The following is a 19315-nucleotide window of genomic DNA, read 5'->3' on the forward strand; positions in this document are numbered from 1 at the left end:
GCGCGCCAGGCGAGCCAACCGCTCACCGCTGGATCCGCACCGCATTGCGGTGCCACAACGACAACGACCAAGATCCATACAAGGACGCCCCCGATGAAACTCAAGCGACTCTTCTCCGCGCTGGCCGCCGGCGCCGCGCTGACCGCCCTGTGCGCCACAGCGCAGGCGCGCGAATACTCCGTCTCCACCGTGCTGTCCGACGCCTTCCCCTGGGGCCAGGCCGCGCAGAAGTGGGCCGACCTGGTCAACGAGCGCTCCGCAGGGCGCATCACCCTGCGTGTCTATCCCAACGCGCAGCTGGTGGCGGGCGACCAGACCAAGGAATTCTCCGCCATGCGCTCGGGCCTGATCGACATGGCCGTGGGCTCGACCATCAACTGGTCGCCGCAGGTGCCGGAGCTCAACCTGTTCTCCCTGCCATTTCTGATGCAGGGCGACGCCGACCTCGACGCCATCACCCAGGGCGAGGCCGGCAAGCTGGCCTTCGCCGCCATCGAGCAGCGCGGCATAGTGCCGCTGGCCTGGGGCGAGAACGGCTTCCGCCAGCTGTCCAACTCGGCCAAGCCGGTGCGCAGCCCGGCCGACCTGGCCGGCCTGAAGATCCGCGTGGTCGGCTCGCCGCTGTTCCAGGACACCTTCAACGCCCTCGGCGCCAACCCCACGCAGATGAGCTGGGCCGATGCCAAGCCGGCGCTGACCACCGGCGCGGTGGACGGCCAGGAGAACCCGCTGTCGGTGTTCGACGTGGCGCGCATCGACCAGGTCGGGCAGAAGTACCTGACCCTGTGGGACTACATGGCCGACCCGCTGATCTTCGCGGTCAACCAGCGCGTGTGGAAAGCCCTGCCCGAGGCCGATCGCGAGCTGCTCAGCCAGGCCGCCATCGACGCCGGCAAGTGGGAGATCGAGCTGTCGCGCAGCGCCCAGGCCCAGCGCCTGGCCGATATCCGCGAGCGCGGCGTGGAGGTGATCGAACTGAGCGAGGCCGAGCGTGCCGCCTTCGCCGCAGCCACCGCCAGCGTGCAAGAGAAGTGGGCGCCGCGTATCGGCGAGGCGCTGATGGACGCCGCCCGCCAGGCCGTGGCCCAGCCCTGATCCGTTTTATCTGACCGCAAGCCCCAGGGCTCTGGGGCGTGGTGCTGGAAGTCTGTGGCGCGACACCGGTCCGCTCCCCTCTCCCATTCATGGGCGAGGGGGAAGGGCGAACAGCCGCCGCTGAACCACGCCAACACGGTCATTCGAGGTTCCTATGAGCAAGCCAATCGACGCGCCGCTGGAGCGCGTGCTCGCCACCCTGGCCCTGGTGATCATCAGCCTGATCAGCCTGGCCAACGTGGTGGTGCGTTATTTCACCGATGCATCCTTCGCCTTCACCGAGGAAATCTCGGTGTTCCTGTTGGTCATCCTCACCTTCGCCGGTGCCTCGGTGGCCATGCGCAGCAACCGACACATTCGTATCGGCCTGCTCGAGCGCCTGTTCCCGCGCCTGCGCACGCCGCTGATCCTGTTGCAGTGGCTGGCCGGCGTGCTGGTACTGGCTCTGGTGTGCTGGTTCGGTGGCCAGTTCGCCTGGGAGGAATTCCAGTGGGATTCCGAGTCGCCCGGCCTCGGCCTGCCCAACTGGTGGTACGTGGTCTGGCTGCCGCTCCTGGCGCTGCTGCTGTTGGTGCGCCTGAGCCAGATGACCCTCGATCGCCTGCGCGGGAGGCTCGGTGATGAGCCCTGATCTCTGGTTGATCTTGAGTTTCGCCGTGCTGCTGGCACTCGGTGTGCCGGTGGCCTTCGCCCTCGGCCTGTCCGGCGCCATCGGCATCATCGCCGGGCTGTCGCCGGACATGCTCGCCACCCTCGGCACCAACACCTACAACGGCGTGGCCAAGTACCCGCTGATCGCCATTCCGCTGTTCATCCTCACCGGCCTGGTGTTCGAGAAGGCCGGGGTGGCGCTGCGCCTGGTGCGTTTCGCCCAGGCGCTGATCGGCCCGCGCCACGGCGGCCTGGCCCTGGTCGCGGTGCTGGTGTGCCTGATCATGGGCGGCATGAGCGGCTCCGGCCCGGCCGATGCCGCGGCGGTGGCCATGGTGATGCTGCCGAGCATGACCAAGGCGGGGTATCCCAAACCCTTCTCGGCCACGCTGATCGCCGCGTCCGCCTCCACCGCGATCCTGATTCCGCCGTCGATCGCGCTGATCCTCTACTCCATCGTGGTGCCGGGCGTGGACCTGCGCGCGCTGTTCGCCGCCGGCCTGTTCCCCGGCATCCTCGCTGGCCTGGTGCTGTTGCTGCCGGCCTGGCTGCTGTCGCGGCGCTACGGCTGGGAAGCACCGGAGGAGGGCGAGCGGCCGCCGCTGGGCGAGAGCTTCAAGCAGGCGCTGCCGGCGCTGTTCGCCCCGGTGCTGATCCTCGGCGGCCTGCGCAGCGGCCTGTTCACCCCCACCGAAGCGGCGGTGGCCGGGGTGGCCTACGGCGTGCTGGTCGGCCTGCTGCTCACCCGCGAACTCAACTGGCGCAGCCTGTGGAAGCTCTGCGGCGAGGCGGCGGTGATCTCCGGCGTGGTCATGCTGATCATCGCCCTGGCCGGCATCTTCGCCTGGGCCGGCACCATGCTCGGCACCTTCCGCCACCTGGCCGAATGGCTGATCTCGCTGTCGGACAACGGCTGGGTGCTGCTGGCGCTGGTGATGCTCGCCGTGCTGCTGGCCGGCATGCTGCTCGATGCCATCTCCATCTACCTGATCCTGATGCCGATCCTGATCCCGGTGATGCAGCACTTCGGCTGGAACCCGGTGTGGTTCGGCATCCTGCTGGCGATGAACATCGCCATCGGCCAGTTCACGCCGCCGGTGGCGATCAACCTGATGGTCACCGCCGAGGTGGCCAAGATCCGCCTGGAACAGACCGTAGGCTGGGCCTTGCTGTTCGTCCTGGTGATGTCCAGCGCCCTGCTGCTGGTGGCGATCTTCCCGGAAATCGCCCTGTGGCTGCCGCGTGTACTCGGCTACGCGGTGTAGCGCCGGCTGGGTACTGGCGGTTTGCCGTCTATAGTTGGGTGAAAGTGCGTGGCGGGGGGCCGCGCACCAACGACGGCGGCGGTGCTGGGCGGACTGATGGTCGATGGCAAGCGAGACGATGACAAGGACCTGACGACGGGGCACTGCGCGGGCCTGCGCGAAGCCGGCAAGCGCGCGCTGATGCGCACCATCCTGCTCGCCACCGGCCTGACCCTGGGCGGCTTCGCCATGCTGCAGACGCTGGCCGGCAACTACCCCTTCGCCATCCTCGAATTGCTCTGCACGGTGGTGCTGCTGTTCGGCGGCTGGCGCATCGAGCAGGCGCGCCATCTGGACCTGTGGGTGTACCTCTACCTGATCCCCACCTTCGCCTTCATTCTCTACATCATCGTCATGCCGGACGCCTCGTCCGCCGCCTTCGTCTGGGTCTACATGATCCCGCTGCTGGCCTACCTGCTGCTGGGCAAGAAGCGCGGCTTCGTGCTGACCGCGCCCTTCATGCTGGCGGCGCTGCTGCTGTACTTCGCCGACAACCACCTGCGGCTGGACGCCGCCGGCCTGATCGACCTGGGCAACGCCACGCTGTGCGGCGCGCTGATTCTGGTGTTCATCCACATCTACGACGGCCTGCGCATGCAGGCCTACGAGGAATTGGAACGCCAGGCGCAAACCGACTCGCTGACCGGCGTGGCCAGCCGCGGCAGCTTCCAGCACGCCCTGCAGCGCGCCGTCCAGGAGGCCGAGCGCAGTAACGGGCAACTGGTGCTGGTGCTGCTCGACGTCGACCACTTCAAACAGGTCAACGACCAGTGGGGCCACGAGGCCGGCGATATGGCCCTGCAGCATATCTGCGCCATCCTCCAGCAACGCCTGCGCGTCACCGACCTGCTCGGCCGCCTGGGCGGCGAGGAATTCGGCCTACTGCTGCGCCATACCGACTGCGCCGGCGCCGACCCGCTGGTGGAAACCCTGCGCCAGCAGATCGCCGAACAACCGCTGCAATACGACGGCCAGCCGATACCGCTGTCCGCCACCTTCGGCCTGGCCGCCTGGCCCAGGGACGGCCGCAGCGCCGCCGAACTCTACCGCAGCGCCGACCGCCGCCTGTACAGCGGCAAGGCGCGCGGGCGCAACCAGCTGGTCAGCGGCGATCTGCCGGGGGAGTTGCTGCTGGATAAGTTCGATCTGCGCTTGTGAGCTGAGCGCGCGCGGTGGATCGGGCATGCAGGGCGCAACTGGCTGGCATGGGGATATTTAATTTCGGCGTGTACCGGGCGGCGGCGATACTGCAGGCCTCGAATCTCAGCCAGGAGCGACTCCATGCAAGCGGTTCTCCCTCAGATTATCGGCCTGCTGGCCTGTGTGCTCATGGTCGGGCCTGTGGGCGCGACGCCGGAGGCCGAGCAGCGCCTGCGCGCGGCGGCGGCGGTGGGCGATCTGCCCGGCCTCGATGCCCTGTTGGCGCAGGGCGTGGTCATCGACGCCCAGGACGAGCAGGGCAACAGTGCATTGCTGCTGGCTACCGCGGGCAATCGCATCGAGGTCGCGCGGGTGCTGGTCGAGGCCGGAGCCGACGTCAACTTGCAGAACGCGCGCCAGGACAGCGCCTATTTGCTGGCCGGCGCCAGCGGGTACCTGCAGATCCTCGAGCTGACCCTGGCCCATGGGGCCGACCTGCGCAGCACCAACCGCTTTGGCGGTACCGCGCTGATCCCGGCCTGCGAGCGCGGCCATGTGGAAACCGTGCGACGGCTGATCGCGGCTGGCGTGGATGTCGATCACGTCAACCACCTGGGCTGGACCTGCCTGCTGGAGGCGGTGATTCTCGGTGACGGCGGCCCGGCCCATCAGCGCATCGTCGCGCTGCTGATCGAGGCCGGGGCCGACCTGCAACTGGCCGACCGTGACGGCGTTAGCGCACTGCGGCACGCCGAGCGGCGCGGCCAGACGCGGGTGGCCGAACTCCTAATCAATGCCGGAGCCCATTGAGCCATGCACGACGATCAGCATTACCTGCAACAGGCCGTGGCGCTGGCCCGGCAGAATGTCGAAAACGGTGGCCGCCCCTTTGGCGCGTTGCTGGTGCGTGATGGACAGGTGCTGGCGCGAGCGGTCAACGAGATCCACCTCAGCCAGGACCCGACCGCCCATGCCGAGCTGCAGGCCATCCGCAGCGCCAGCCGCCAGCTCGGCCCGCGTCTGGACGGCTGCGTGGTATACGCCAGCGGCCAACCCTGCCCGATGTGCCTGGCCGCCATGCACCAGTGCGGAGTCAGCCGGGTGGTGTTCGCCGCGAGCAACGCCGAGGGCGAACCCTTCGGCCTGTCGAGCGCTGCCGTCTACCAGCAGATGAGCCTGCCGCTTGCCGAACAGCGGCTGCCCATCGTCCATTGCCCGCAGCAGGAAATGGCCGATATCTACGCGCATTGGCAGGCTCGGCAGGTAGCGCTATAAGGACGTTTTTTTAGTTATCGGGCGAGAAGAGGGCTGGCGTATTTTCCAGCTCGATGGGGTGAGCCAGTAAATAAATCTGTCCCCTTTTGTCCTTAGAGTGTCGAGGACACGATTGATTTTTAAGTTCCCTGAAATCCGTGGTTTCCCCCCTATTATCTTCATTTGCTTTGATATCTCCATTTTTCTACTATCTGACCAATCTGCTCCAGGGTCAAAGCCTCATGCTGCCAACCTTTATCAAAATTGACATCATTTGAGCGTGGTAATTGTTCTAGTGAAAGACTTCGAATCAATATCCTAGAGGGTAAAGTTGCAGCTTGCCCAACAAAGATTGCTTCTTGGCGGCGTAATCCAGATAGCATTTTTGTTAGGCCTGACATCGAGTCAGGCAGTACGCTGCGGACATGCTCTCTATCCGAGTCGTTGGTTATACGTAAAACTATCCAGGAATTACATTGTGATAATACGGTTGCTTCTACTTCACTTGGCCTTTGTGACACAAGTAGCAAGCCAACTCCATATTTTCGACCCTCTTTTGCAATTCGGCGAATAGCAGCTTGAGCAGCTTCGTATTGAGCTTCGCCTCGATTGGGTACATACCGGTGCGCTTCTTCGCAGACCAATAGTACAGGGCTATTCTGACGCTCAGATTCTGCTTGCCATACTTTTAGTTGAAATATCATTCTTGCAATAGCGGCGCTTGCCACGCCTGCAACTTCATTGGGTACGCCGGATAAATCTACTATCTGGACAGTTGTCTTTTGAGTGAAAAATTGGTTGATAATGAATTTTAATGGGTCTTGATCGTTGTCCCAGTTTTCCATCATAAATTTAAGGCGGCCATCTTTAGATAGCGAGTCAATTTTTCTTATTACTTTGCTGTAGTCCTCATGTTTACTTTTATCTTTTCCTTCTGGCCGCTGCGCGTTGATAGCGCCTATTAGGCCTTCTAGGTAAAGAGCACCATCCTTTATGCCGAAATGGTCCATGCCATTGGCGTTCCCAAGTACATAGGGGATTGGTGAGTCGACTGTTAACTTATCCTTTTCAAGGCCTAATTTTATAGCGGCCTCTTCTCGAACAGACGTTAAGGCGTTTTTTACAATGTTTGACTGTGATGTTGCGGCGCGCTCTGTTTTTCCGATAAAAAGATTTAATGATTCTTCTAGATCCAGTAGCCAGTATGGTAGCTTTAGTGTCCCTTCATCAGTTGATAGTCGTTGATGCTTGGGGAAAGCTTTGCCATATTCGTTATGAGGGTCAAGGATAATGACCTGTGGGTGCCAATTTTTATGACCGGCTATCTCTCCGCGTTCTAAAATGCTGTGTATAACGGCGGCAACAGTTCCTGATTTTCCCGCGCCAGTTGAGCCAAGTATCGCAGTATGTTTGCCCAGCAGTTCGTTAAGTTCTGCATAACAAGGCGCGCCGCCAGAGCCAACGTGCTCGCCCAGTTGAATCACAGCACCTTTGGAGTTCCCATAGATAAATCTAAGTTCAGATTTTGGGGTTATGTAGATTGTTTGTTGTGGTAGAGGATATGTTGAAACGCCGCGTTCAAAGTCTAGGGAAAATATTCCTTCCCCGTCGTTTCGCCACTCACCTTCACCGAACAGATCCGCTTCAACTATGCGCTCATCAGAAGAGGCAACGGGTATCCCTTTTTCAAGTTGGTAATCTGCTTTCATTCTTAAGCGGCTTACCAAACCATAGATTGAACGACGACCAAAATGAACCTTAATAATTGAGCCAAATTGTCCAATTGGGTAGTTTTCACCGGCAAACACTCTAGATAAATCAGATATTTTCGGATCAAGCTCGGCAATAATGCGTGAGCCATCCACTTCGATGATTTTACCTATGGCAAGATTTTCTATAGGGCTGGCGTGTTTTTTGTCCATATCAAATCCCTCCCTCAAGAATCTGCGTTAGATTTTCAAATTTCCACCATTCGATACTCGTATCTGAGACTGCTTTCTGATTTGCGTGGAAAAAACCTCTGTCGGCAAAAATCAGTACCTGCTCGTTGATGTTTGGGTCTGTATGCCAATTCTGTAAAATGCCGGTAGGTTCTGCATCGCTAGTGAAGGCAATAACGGTTAAGTTGCCGTTTGATGACCTTAATCCGCGCTCTATCTCTAAGTTAATATGTGCATCTCCAAAACTATAACCAGTAATGAGTAGTACGCGCTGGCCACCATTTTGAGGGTTTAATACACTTCGCGCCCGATGCATTAGGTTTGCATAGGGGTCAAGCTGAGTCTCACGGTATTTTGTCGAAGCAGGCCATATCATGATTTTCGATGCGTGTTGCCGGCTGCGTTTTAGATGTGATGCGATGCGTAATGGTGTCGTAGACGTTGAGTGCTCTGCCCAATTAATTGAGCCATGCAGCTTGAATACGCGTGCTTCCAGATCTCTTTGTTCAAAGGTTGCAGGGTTCCACCAGCCAGACGCGCCACCTTCTAGGCCATCCGCATAGCGAAGTCTTGAGAGAGCGAGCGCATCCTCAATTAATGTGTCGTAGTTCATCACCAGGTAATCAACGCATCCCTCATGATTTTCTTTACCCGGTCGTATAGGGCGGTGTAATGCCTGAACGAATCGTTCGTGAATCTCAGAGTCGACTTCTATGTTTATGACGCCGAATATTGCTTGTTTGATTTCATTGATAGCAAGCAATAGCTGTTCGTTGCTGTAACTAGTGCCGCCGATAGACACAGTGCTTGCGGCGACGTTTCGACTGGTGCGGCGCGCGGTGATTGCAAGCCAATCTACCAGCTCGCTCAAATAGTCCTCAATATGAGAGGCCGGATTGGCACCTGCAAAAGAATCCTGGATGGCGTTCAATATTTGCTTTGAGTTGGCCGATAGCTTGGGGCTAGCCAGCGCCTTTTCTGTTAGTTGGTTGGTTAATGGCAGGCCTGCACAAAAGCTAGCGCCAGCTCCTAGTAAAACGGCTTTAGAGTGCGACAGCAGCTCTTCTAGTTTGTTAATTGCTTCTCTGAACGGTTTTTGTTCAAAAATATTTGTGTTGAATGTCATGCTTCCTCCCTACGGGAAAAGGGGACAGATTTATTTTCTGCAAGGGGAGTCCTTGTTCCTTTCACTGCCAGCCCTTCAATGGCTCTGCATGGTTTTGCATTTGGGGAAGGTTGAGCAGCCCCAGAACTGTTGGCCGACATTGGCCCCGGTTTTACGTGTGCGAATAACCAGCGCGCTGCCGCACTTCGGGCATTGCCGCTCGGCCGTCGGATCGCTGCGGCGCTTGAGGTTCTGCACATGCTCGCGATGGGTGGCGAGGGTCGGTGCGCGGCGGCCGCTTTGCAGGGCCTGCAGCATGGCGTCGACTTCGGCCGCGCTGAATACCGGCTGCGCGAATGACTTGATATAGCGGATAAAGCCGATGCCCTGGGTGACGTTGGCCGGCATCTCGGTTTTGAAGGTGCTGCCGCCGACGAAGGTGATGACCGAGTGCAGGTGCTCGGGGCTGACGCCCAGGGTGGCTTCCAGGGCCTTGAGGTGCTTGTAGTTCTGCCGCAGCGGGTTCTGGAACTTGAAGCTGCGCTTGCGAAACTTCTGCGTCCACTGCGCCTGCTTCTCGCTGCCGAAGATCCAGCCGCTCATGTTCTTCGTTTCCAGCACGAAGATGCCGTAGGGCGAGAGGAAGACGTGGTCGATCTGGGTGGTGCCGTCCGGGGTGTTCAGGGTGACGTTGTGCAGGCGGCGGTAGGTCTGCTGGTCCAGCTGCCAGTGGGCGAACAGCCGCACCAGCAGCTCGCCGATCTGGCCCTTGGCCCAGGGCGACTTGAGCAGGCCGATCAGCAGGGCCGCCGGGATGAACCAGCTCAGCATGCCCCAGACCTGGGCGACTATCGGGCTGTAATCCATTTTCTTCCTTGAGCAGAGCTGCTTGATGGCTGGGCGAGCAGGCGTGCCGAAATCCAGGCGTCTGGCACTGCCTCGGATAATGGCTAATTGATTTCAATGGCTCAAGGGGGGCGCGGCCATTGTCCTATGCCGCGATGACGCACCAGAGGCTGACTTGGTCGGCTTAGGTGCTCAGCGTGCTATCTGGTAACGGGTGCTGCGCCCGCCACCGGGCAGCCGCTCGATACAGCCTTTCTCCAGCAGATCGCTCAGATGGCGGGTCGCGGTGGCTTTGGATACCTTGGCCACGGCTTGGTACTGGGCTGCGCTGATACCGTCCTCGAACCCCCTTTCGCCGCCATCGAGCAGGCGGTTAAGCACTTTGACTTGCTCCGCCGATAGGGTTTGGCTGCGGTGTGCCTGCCAAAAGCGCGCCTTGACCAGCACGCGGTCGATACGAGCAAGGGCCTGCTCCAGGCTGTTGAGTAAGGTTGCGAGAAACCACTGCAGCCAGCTGGTGATATCCAGCCCACCTTTCTGACTGCCTTCGAGGATGCGGTAGTAACCGGCGCGGTCGTCGAGGATGCTCGCGGACATCGCGTAAAAGCGAATGGCTTGCTGTTCGCCCTGGGCCAATGCCAGATCGGTGATGGCGCGGGTGAGGCGACCGTTGCCGTCATCGAAGGGGTGCAGGGTTACGAACCAGAAATGTGCAATACCGGCGCGCAGAAACGGGTCGAGGCTGGCATCGTTGCGGCTGCTCTCGAACCAGGCGAGAAAGTCTGCCAGTTGCGCTTCCAACCCTGCGCGGGGAGGGGCTTCGAAATGTACGGTAGGGCGGTCTATCCGACCCGAAACTACCTGCATGGGCTCTTCGCCACGCAGCGCGCCGATATGCAGCGGTCGAGCCAGCAGTTGGTCATCGCTGGGGAATAACCAACTGTGCCAGGTGAAGAGTCGCTGTTTGTCTAGCGGCTCTTGGTGTGCGCGGGTGGCATCGAGCAGCAGTTCCGCCAGGCCTTCGGAGCGAGAGGTGGTTCGACCTTCTTCGTTCAGCCCCAGGCGCCGCGCCAGTGATGAACGTACCGAGCCGACATTCAGCTGCTCGCCTTCGATGGCTGAAGAGGTGACGATGTTTTGCAGCATGGCATCCAGGCTGCTCTGCACTTCGGTGTCACTGCCCACTGCACCGAGCATCCCGAGCAAGCGGCCCTGAGCCTGACCACAAGCGCGCAACAGCGGGGCGAGCGCTTCGGCTTGCCAACTGAACTGCGGCCAGTTGGGCTGCTGCCATATCCAGAGCGGGTCATTCATAAGGGGGGCATCTATGAGCCGATTAGCGAGCCTATTCGGCTCATTCAGTGAGCCGATAGTGCCGGCTATTCGGCTCACTGTCTAATCTCTCGTTAGGTTTCTGGTTCCGAGAGAGGTGGGTCAGGCGCCCTGTTTTCATAAGGCTATGCCTGCGTTAACTGTTGAACGCCCTGTAGGAACGAATTTATTCACGAAGTTCGCGGCACAATCGCGAATAAATTCGCTCCTACACAAGGCAAATCGGCGCATCGACAGTCAACTCCAACATTGCCTTTTCATAAGGCATTCCTGAGTTGACTGTTGTCCGCCCTGTAGGCGTGGCGGGCGGTGAAGCGATTTCGCGACCTAATCGCGAAGGAAGGCTGGCGCTACGGAAGCAGGATCGGCGCATCAACAGGCGAAAAGAGCCCAGAAACACGAAAGCCGCGCAATGCGCGGCTTTGAAGGTGGTGGGCCCAGCAGGACTTGAACCTGCGACCAATCGATTATGAGTCGAGTGCTCTAACCAACTGAGCTATAGGCCCCCAGAAGGCCGGCGGATTATACCGGCGCGTTCTCGCCAGTGCCAACCGCGTGACCGGGCGAGAGAAACTTGCGGGCGAAGGCGTCGGCTGGCAGGGGGTGGCTGACCACGTAGCCCTGGATCTGCAGGCAACCCTCGGCGGCCAGGCACAGTTCCTGGGCCTTGGTTTCCACCCCTTCGGCGATCACCGTCAGTTGCATGCTGTGGCCCAGGGCGATGATGGCGCGGGTGATCGCCAGGTCGTGCGGGTCGTCCGGCAGGCCGCGGACGAAGGACTGGTCGATCTTCAGCACGTCCAGCGGCAGGCGCTTGAGGTAGCTGAGCGAGGAGTAGCCGGTGCCGAAGTCGTCGATGGCCAGTTGCACGCCGAGCTGCTTGAGTTGGTGGAGGATGCCCAGCGCTTCCTCGGCCTGGGTCATGATGAAGTTTTCGGTGATCTCCAGCTGCAGCCGCTGCGGCGCCAGGCCGTGCTGTTGCAGCAGTTCGTCGATGCGTGTGAGCAGGTTGGCCTGGTGCAGTTGGGCGCCGGCCAGGTTGACCGACAGCGGTCCGAAGCTGCCGTGTGCCTCCTGCCAGTGCTGCAGCTGGCGGCAGGCCTGCTGCAGCACCCAGTCGCCCAGTGGCAGGATCAGCCCGCTTTCCTCGGCCACCGGGATGAAGCGATCTGGCGGGATGTCGCCGAACACCGGGTGCGGCCAGCGCACCAGGGCCTCGGCGCCGACCAGGCGTCTGCTGCGCAGGCAGAGTTTCGGCTGGTAATGGAGGCACAGCTCGTCGCGCTCCAGGGCGCGGCGCAGTTCCTGTTCCATGGCCATGCGCTCGTTGACCTGGAAGGTCAGCGAGCGGGTGTAGCGTTCGCTGCGGTTGCGCCCCTTGGCCTTGGATTGGTACATGGCCGCGTCGGCGTTCTTCACCAGGGTGGCGACGTCGGCGCCGTCCTTGGGGTAGAGGCTGATGCCGATGCTGGCGCTGATGAAGAACTCGTGGTTGTCGATCTGGAAGGGCGCGGCGAAGCACTCCAGCAGCTTCTGCGCGACCTGTTCGGCGTCCTGCGGCTGGTGCAGGCCGGGCAGCAGGATGATGAATTCGTCGCCGCCGAGGCGGGCTACGGTGTCGATGTCGCGCAGTTGCAGCTTGAGGCGCTCGGCGATGGCCTTGAGCAACAGGTCGCCGACCGGGTGGCCGAGGCTGTCGTTGATCTGCTTGAAGCGGTCGAGGTCGAGGAACAGTACGGCGCCCAACTGGTCGTCGGCGCGCGAACCCTCCAGGGCGCTGCGCAGGCGATTCTCGAACAGCAGGCGGTTGGGCAGGCCGGTCAGCGGGTCGTGGTGGGCCTGGTGGTCGAGGCGGGCCTGGGCGTGCTTGAGGCTGGAGATGTCGGCGAACACCCCGACGAAGTGGGTGATCCGATCGTCGGCGTTACGCACCGCGCTGATGGTCAGCCATTCGGGGTAGAGCTCGCCGTTCTTGCGCCGGTTCCAGATCTCGCCCTGCCAGTGGCCGTTGGCCGCCAGGCTGTGCCACATGGCGGCGTAGAAGGCGCTGTCGTGCTGGCCGGAGGCGAGCAGGCTGGGGCGCTGGCCGAGCGCCTCGGCCTCGGCGTAGCCGGTGATCTGGGTGAAGGCGCGGTTGACCGCGGTGATGCGCTGCTCCAGGTCGGTGATCATCACCCCTTCGGCGGTGCTCTCGAACACGGTGGCGGCCTGCTGCAGTTCCTCCTGCATCTGCTGGCGCTCGGTGATGTCGCGGGCGATGGTCAGCAGGCAGTCCTCGCCGCCGATCGGCAGGGGCTGCGCCGACAGCTCACACAGGCGCAGCTGGCCGTCCTTGGTGCGCACCGGGGCGATCATCTCGCGCACGCGGCCGTGCTGGCGGATGCCATCGATCAGCCGCCGGCGATCTTGCGGGTCGGCCCAGATACCCAGGCTCAGGGTGCTCTGCTCGGCGATCTCGTCCAGGCGGTAGCCGGTGATGCGGCTGAAGCCTTCGTTGGCCTCGACCAGCAGGCCGTCGCGCAGGCGGGTGATCAGCAGGCCGTCGGGCGAGGCGTGGAAGGCCTTGGCGAACTTCTCCTCGGATATCTGCAGCTGCTCCTGGGTGGCCTTGAGCTGGCTGATGTCGCGTACCACCACCACCAGAGCGGGGATATTGTCGAGCTGGAAGGTGCTGGCCGAGATCAGCCCGGTGAACAGGCTGCCGTCGGCGCGGCGAAAGGGCAGCTCGAGGTTGCGCAGGCTCTCGTTCTGCAGGCGCAGCAGCAAGCTCGGGCCGATGCCGGGCACCCCCCAGATGTCCAGTTCGGTGGCGGTCTTGCCGATCGCCCGTTCGACGCTGACGCCGGTCTGCTCGGTGAACGCGGTGTTGACTTCGAGCAGCACGCCGTCGCTGCGGCGGGCGATGACCAGGATGTCCGGGCATTGCTGGAACACCGAGGCGAATTTCTGTTCCGACAGGCGCAGGGCCTGCTCGGTCTGCTTGGTTTCGCTGATGTCGATCATCAGGCCGCGCACCAGCTGGCGTCCGTCGCGCTGCAGCAGGGTGACGATGTCGCGCACCCACACGCTGCGGCCGTCGGCGGCCTGCAGGCGGTATTCGAGCACATGATCCTGACCCGCGCTGCAGTGCTCCAGGCACTGGCGCAGGGTGTGCTGCTGGTCGTCCGGGTGCAGGTGCTGCTGCCAGAAGCCCGGCTGCAGCCAGTCGCCTTGCGGGTAGCCGAGCAGCTTTTCGGCATGCGGCGAGACGTAGGTGAAGCGCAGGTCGCCCGGCTCGGCCTCCCAGGCGATGGCCGAGAGGCTTTCCACCAGGTCGCGGAAGTGTTGCTCGCGGCTGCGCAGTTCCTGTTCCAGCTCGGCGCGGCGGCGCATTTCGCTGTGCAGGCGGCGGTTGATGCGCAGGATGATCGCGATCACCGCCAGCAGGCCGAGCAGCGCCGGCAGGCCGTAGAGCAGCATCTCGCGCCAGACGCTGCGACGATCCAGCACGCCGCCGACCCAGGGCGCCTGCAGCGCGGCGATCTCGCTGGGGCTGAGCTCGGCGAACAGCTTGTCGAGGATGCCGATCAGCATCGGCTGGTCGCGCGGGGCGGCCATGGCCAGCTGGTAGCGGTAGGGCGTCTCGCCACTGATGAACAGGCCGTCGAGCTTGAGCTGGCGCAGGCTCCAGACGCTGGAGGCGAGGTCGCCGACCAGGGCGTCGGCCTGGCCGGTGGCCAGCGCCTGCAGCGCCGCCGCGACGCTGGGCAGCGGTTGCAGGTTGAGGTCAGGGTGGCGTTGGCGCAGTAGCTCGTGCGGCGCGTAGTTGGCCACCACGGCGATCTTCAGCCCGTACAGATCGTCCATGCGCCGCGGTTGCGGGCCGCCGTTGCGGGCCAGGATGACGATGGGGAAGTCCAGGTAGGGGCGGGTGAAGGCCAGGTAGGTCTGGCGTTCCGGGGTCGACATGATGCCGGGCAGCAGGTCGATCTCGCCGCTGCGGGCTCGCGCCAGCACTTCGCCCCAGCTGCTCGGTTCGACCGGTTGCAGGCGCACGCCCAGGCGGCTTTCGATCAGTCGCACGTAATCGGCGGCCAGGCCCTGGTAGCGGCCCTGATCATCGCGGAATTCGAAGGGCGGCCAGGAGGCATCGACGCCCAGGCGCAACTCGGGATGGGCAGCCAGCCAGCTGCGTTCTTCCTCGCTGAGGGTCAGGGCCGAGGCCGGGGTCGTCCAATACGCCAGGCACAACAACAGAATGGCCGGCAAGCGTGGCATAGCAGCCTCGTTTCGGAACCAGTATCTGTCGCAGTGTAGACCGGCTGCCGAATAGATGGCAGTTTGCCTGCGCGCTAAAGCAAAACCCCCGGCCTGGGCCGGGGGTTCTGGTGTCACTCGTCGAGGAAGGAGCGCAGATGCTCGCTTCGCGTCGGGTGGCGCAGCTTGCGCAGCGCCTTGGCTTCGATCTGGCGGATACGCTCACGGGTGACATCGAACTGCTTGCCCACTTCCTCGAGGGTGTGGTCGGTGTTCATGTCGATACCGAAGCGCATGCGCAGGACCTTGGCTTCACGGGCAGTGAGGCCGGCCAGCACTTCGCGAGTGGCTTCCTTGAGGCTTTCGACCGTGGCTACGTCGATCGGGGACTGCATGGTGCTGTCCTCGATGAAGTCGCCCAGGTGCGAATCTTCGTCGTCGCCAATCGGGGTTTCCATGGAGATCGGCTCTTTGGCGATCTTCAAGACCTTGCGGATCTTGTCCTCGGGCATTTCCATGCGCTCGCCCAGCTCTTCCGGAGTGGGCTCGCGACCCATTTCCTGGAGCATCTGACGGGAGATGCGGTTGAGCTTGTTGATCGTCTCGATCATGTGCACCGGGATACGGATGGTGCGCGCCTGGTCGGCGATCGAGCGGGTGATCGCCTGGCGGATCCACCAGGTGGCGTAGGTCGAGAACTTGTAGCCGCGGCGGTATTCGAACTTGTCCACCGCCTTCATCAGGCCGATGTTGCCTTCCTGGATCAGGTCGAGGAACTGCAGGCCGCGGTTGGTGTACTTCTTGGCGATGGAGATGACCAGACGCAGGTTGGCCTCGACCATTTCCTTCTTGGCGCGGCGAGCCTTGGCTTCGCCGATGGACATGCGTCGGTTGATGTCCTTGATCTCGGCCAGGCTCAGGCTGCACTCGGCTTCCAGGTCGGCCAGCTTCTGCTGGCAGCGCTGGATGTCGGCCTGCAGGTTGCCCAGGGCTTCGGCGTACTTGGCCTTGCCCTTGGCCAGGTCGGCGGCCCAGTCCATGTCGACTTCGTTGCCCGGGAACAGGCGCAGGAAGTCGGCGCGCGGCATGCGCGCATCGCGGACGCACAGCTGCATGATGGCGCGTTCTTGCGCACGCAGGCGGTCGAGGGCGTCGCGCACCTGGCCGACCAGGGCGTCGTACTGCTTGGGCACCAGCTTGATCGGCATGAACAGCTCGGCCAATGCGGCCAGCTCTTCGGTGGCCTGCTTGCTGCCACGGCCATGCTTCTTCAGCGCCTTCTGGACCTTGTCCTGCTGCTCGGCCACGGCGTTGAAGCGGCGCGCCGCCTCTTCCGGGTCCGGACCGCCGTCGCCTTCTTCTTCCTCGTCGTCGCTGCTCTCTTCTTCCTCGTCGTCGTCGCTGTCTGCGGCGGCGGCGCCTTCCTTGACGGGGACGGGAGCGGCGGCTTCGTCGGGTACGCTGCCGTCATCCGGGTCGATATAGCCACTGAGGATTTCGGCCAGACGGCCGCCCTCGGTGGTGACGCGGGTGTACTCGGCGAGGATGCCGTCGACGGTGCCGGGGAAGTGGGCGATGGCGCTCATCACCTCGCGGATGCCTTCCTCGATGCGTTTGGCGATTTCGATCTCGCCTTCGCGGGTCAGCAGTTCCACGGTACCCATTTCGCGCATGTACATGCGCACCGGGTCGGTGGTGCGGCCGATATCGGTCTCAACGGCGGCGAGGGCGGCAGCGGCTTCTTCGGCCGCGGCTTCGTCGGTGTCGGCTTCGGCCAACAACAGGGCGTCCGCATCCGGAGCACTCTCGAATACGTTGATCCCCATGTCGTTGATCATGCGGATGATGTCTTCCACCTGTTCCGGATCGGAAATATCTTCCGGCAGGTGGTCATTGACCTCCGCGTACGTCAGGTAGCCCTGCTCGCGACCGCGGCTGATCAATTCTTTCAAACGAGATTGCTGTTGCGCTTTTACGGACATAACACCCTATCCACTGAAGGTCTTGGCGGGCTGAAAACAAGCCGCGGATTATACCTGATTAAGACCCTTACGCGCCAGTTGGGGAGGGGGAGACTGGTGATGCGTTACGGCTTAGCAGGGCGCGCAGCTGATCTTTTTCCTCTGCGCTCAACTCACTTAGACGGGCCTTGCGCAGCAGTTGTTCAAGGCTGCGCTCGCGTTGGCGGGCTGCAAGAGTAGTTATAGTGTCGAAAAACTGTTGTTCAAGGTTGTCCGCTGAAATCAGCCATTCCTTCTCCGCCAGGGCCCGCAGTAGACGGCCCTGTTCGGTGCCGTGCCAGCGCGCGATCAACTGCAGCGAACGCAGCCCGGGATTTTTCTGCAGGGCGCCGACCAGGGCCACCAGCAACTGGGCGTAGGTGTCGTCTTCGTCGGCGAAGTGGCTGACGTCCTCGACCTTCTGCGCCAGCTGCGGGTGGTGCAGCAGGGTGCGCAGGGCGCTGAGGTGCGGCGATTCGACGCTGACCGCGGTGCGCGGCGCGCGCGGGGCGAAGTCGCCCTGGCCCTTCTTGCTCCACTTGCCGCCGTCCTTCTTCCAGCCGCCCTTGCCCTTGCCGGCGCTGCGTTCGTAGCTCGGCGCGGACGCCGGCTGCTCGTAGCCGCCCAGATCCGGCGCGGCGTCGTAAAAGGCGCTGTCGGGGATGTCGGCGTAGTCCGGGTAGTCGCCGCCGGGCGCCGGGCTGGCGTGGCTCGGCTGGCTGCGCGGGGCGCTGGCGACCTGGCTGAGGGCTTCGCCGGAGAGGCCGGTGATCTCGCTCAGGCGCTGGCGCATCAGGGCACGCAGGTTGTTGCCGGGAATCTTGTCGATCAGCGGTGCGGCCAGGGTGATCAGGTGCGCCTTGCCTTCCAGCGAGCGCGGGTCGGCCTCTTCGGACAGCTGCTGGAAGAAGTAGTCGGCCAGCGGCTGGGCGTGCTGGTTGATCCGGGCGCGGAAGGCGTCGGTGCCCTCGGCGCGCACCAGGGTGTCCGGGTCTTCGCCTTCGGGCAGGAACAGAAAGCGCGCGCGGCGGCCGTCCTGCAGGCTCGGCAGGGTCGACTCCAGGGCGCGCCAGGCGGCGTTGCGCCCGGCGGCGTCGCCGTCGAAGCAGAACAGCACGCTGGGCACGATGCGGAACAGGCGCTTGAGATGCTCTTCGCTGGTGGCGGTACCCAGGGTGGCCACGGCATTGCGCAGGCCCTGCTGGGCCAGGGCGATGACGTCCATATAGCCCTCGACCACCATGATCTCGTCGAGGTCGCGGTTGTGCTTGCGCGCCTCGAACAGGCCGTAGAGCTCCTGGCCCTTGTGGAACACCGGGGTTTCCGGCGAGTTGAGGTACTTGGGCTTGTCGTCGCCCAGCACCCGGCCGCCGAAGGCGATCACCCGGCCGCGGCTGTCGCGGATGGGGAACATGATGCGGTCGCGGAAGCGGTCGTAGCGCCGGCCGTTCTCGGCGTTCTCGATCAGCAGGCCGGCGTCGATCATCGCCTTCTGCTGCAGGACGTCGCCGCCCAGTTGCTTGAGCAGGTTGTCCCAGCCGGGCGGGGCGAAGCCGAGGCCGAAGTCGCGGGCGATCTCGCCGGTCAGACCGCGGCCCTTGAGGTAGTCCACCGCGTACTTGCGCTGCGGGTGGCTCTTCAGTGCCTGGCGGTAGTGCTCGGCGGCGGCCTCCAGCAGCGGGTAGAGCGGCGAGTCCACCGGCTGGCGCGGCGTGCGCCCGCGCCCGCCTTCCTCGCGCGGCACGTCCATGCCGGCGCGCTTGGCCAGTTCCTCGATCGCCTGGGGAAACTCCAGCTGATCGTGGTCCATGACGAAGCCGAGGGCGTTTCCGCCGGCGCCGCAGCCGAAGCAGTAGTAGAACTGCTTGTCCGGGCTGACGGTGAAGGAGGGGGTCTTTTCCTTGTGGAAGGGGCAGCAGGCGCTGTAGTTCTTGCCGGTCTTCTTCAGCTGGATGCGCGAACTCACCACATCGACGATGTCGGTGCGGTTGAGCAGGTCATCGATGAAGGATTGCGGAATCAGGCCGGCCATAGGGTGCTCAGCATACTGTCGTGGCGCGGGGCTGGACAGTCTCGGGCAGAAAGCAGAAAACTCCGCTCATTCGCCGAACGGCGAGGCGGAGTTTCCTGAAATGCAATACCCGGCCTAGGCCGGGCATTCGGGCGTTGCGCGTACTGATTAGTACAGGCGGACGCTGCGACGCTGCTCGCGCTGCACTTTCTTGGCGTGACGCTTAACAGCGGCAGCAGCCTTGCGCTTACGCTCGGAGGTCGGCTTTTCGTAGAATTCGCGGCTACGAACTTCGGCCAGTACACCGGCCTTTTCGCAGGAGCGCTTGAAACGACGCAGGGCTACGTCGAAGGGTTCGTTCTCTTTAACTTTGACGGCTGGCATCCAGGTCGTACCTTCAT

Annotated in this window: 14 protein-coding genes and 1 tRNA gene; 6 read left to right on the forward strand and 9 right to left on the reverse strand. The window is 62.7% G+C overall.

Annotated features, from left to right (window positions below; translation table 11 throughout):
• Positions 1-93 precede the first annotated feature (93 nt).
• From AC1G9C_RS02685 to AC1G9C_RS02710, 6 genes are all read left to right on the forward strand, one after another.
• Complete coding sequence (locus AC1G9C_RS02685; RefSeq protein ID WP_122110274.1) at positions 94-1095, forward strand: DctP family TRAP transporter solute-binding subunit; 1002 nt, start codon at positions 94-96, stop codon at positions 1093-1095.
• A gap of 154 nt (positions 1096-1249) precedes the next feature.
• Positions 1250-1726 carry a TRAP transporter small permease gene (locus AC1G9C_RS02690; RefSeq protein WP_480409385.1) on the forward strand — a complete coding sequence of 159 codons (477 nt, stop codon included), beginning with the start codon at positions 1250-1252 and terminating at the stop codon, positions 1724-1726.
• On the forward strand, positions 1716-3011 hold the full coding sequence (locus tag AC1G9C_RS02695) for a TRAP transporter large permease (RefSeq protein ID WP_480409386.1): 1296 nt from the start codon (positions 1716-1718) through the stop codon (positions 3009-3011). The genes AC1G9C_RS02690 and AC1G9C_RS02695 overlap by 11 nt, the downstream gene beginning before the upstream one ends.
• A gap of 96 nt (positions 3012-3107) precedes the next feature.
• Positions 3108-4208, forward strand: coding sequence for a GGDEF domain-containing protein (locus AC1G9C_RS02700; protein WP_480410383.1), 1101 nt, complete (start codon positions 3108-3110; stop codon positions 4206-4208).
• 123 nt (positions 4209-4331) lie between these two features.
• Positions 4332-5000: an ankyrin repeat domain-containing protein gene (locus tag AC1G9C_RS02705; protein ID WP_021445607.1), complete on the forward strand. Its 669-nt coding sequence runs from the start codon at positions 4332-4334 to the stop codon at positions 4998-5000.
• Positions 5001-5003: 3 nt separating this feature from the next.
• Positions 5004-5465, forward strand: a complete 462-nt coding sequence (locus AC1G9C_RS02710; protein WP_480409387.1) for a nucleoside deaminase — start codon at positions 5004-5006, stop codon at positions 5463-5465.
• Between the two features lie 158 nt (positions 5466-5623).
• Here AC1G9C_RS02710 and AC1G9C_RS02715 read toward each other — a convergent pair whose 3' ends face one another.
• The 9 genes from AC1G9C_RS02715 to rpsU form a co-directional block, all read right to left on the reverse strand.
• Positions 5624-7366 carry an ATP-binding protein gene (locus AC1G9C_RS02715; RefSeq protein WP_480409388.1) on the reverse strand — a complete coding sequence of 581 codons (1743 nt, stop codon included), beginning with the start codon at positions 7364-7366 and terminating at the stop codon, positions 5624-5626.
• A gap of 1 nt (position 7367) precedes the next feature.
• Positions 7368-8510, reverse strand: coding sequence for an SIR2 family protein (locus AC1G9C_RS02720; protein ID WP_480409389.1), 1143 nt, complete (start codon positions 8508-8510; stop codon positions 7368-7370).
• Between the two features lie 75 nt (positions 8511-8585).
• Complete coding sequence (locus tag AC1G9C_RS02725; protein WP_480409390.1) at positions 8586-9356, reverse strand: nuclease-related domain-containing protein; 771 nt, start codon at positions 9354-9356, stop codon at positions 8586-8588.
• Between the two features lie 171 nt (positions 9357-9527).
• On the reverse strand, positions 9528-10649 hold the full coding sequence (locus AC1G9C_RS02730) for a Fic family protein (protein WP_480409391.1): 1122 nt from the start codon (positions 10647-10649) through the stop codon (positions 9528-9530).
• Positions 10650-11096: 447 nt separating this feature from the next.
• A tRNA-Ile gene (locus AC1G9C_RS02735) sits at positions 11097-11173 on the reverse strand.
• Positions 11174-11189: 16 nt separating this feature from the next.
• The gene (locus tag AC1G9C_RS02740; protein ID WP_480409392.1) at positions 11190-14924 is read right to left on the reverse strand and encodes a bifunctional diguanylate cyclase/phosphodiesterase; all 3735 of its coding nucleotides are present in this window, start codon (positions 14922-14924) and stop codon (positions 11190-11192) included.
• A 113-nt stretch (positions 14925-15037) separates the two neighbouring features.
• Entirely contained in the window at positions 15038-16885 is a 1848-nt protein-coding gene (rpoD, locus tag AC1G9C_RS02745; RefSeq protein ID WP_480409393.1) for an RNA polymerase sigma factor RpoD, read from the reverse strand.
• Between the two features lie 67 nt (positions 16886-16952).
• Entirely contained in the window at positions 16953-18935 is a 1983-nt protein-coding gene (gene dnaG, locus AC1G9C_RS02750) for a DNA primase (protein ID WP_480409394.1), read from the reverse strand.
• A gap of 147 nt (positions 18936-19082) precedes the next feature.
• A complete protein-coding gene (gene rpsU / locus AC1G9C_RS02755; RefSeq protein WP_003296736.1) occupies positions 19083-19298 on the reverse strand; it encodes a 30S ribosomal protein S21 in 216 nt (71 codons plus the stop codon).
• Positions 19299-19315: the final 17 nt, after the last annotated feature.

This window comes from Pseudomonas sp. ABa2, assembly GCF_056676075.1.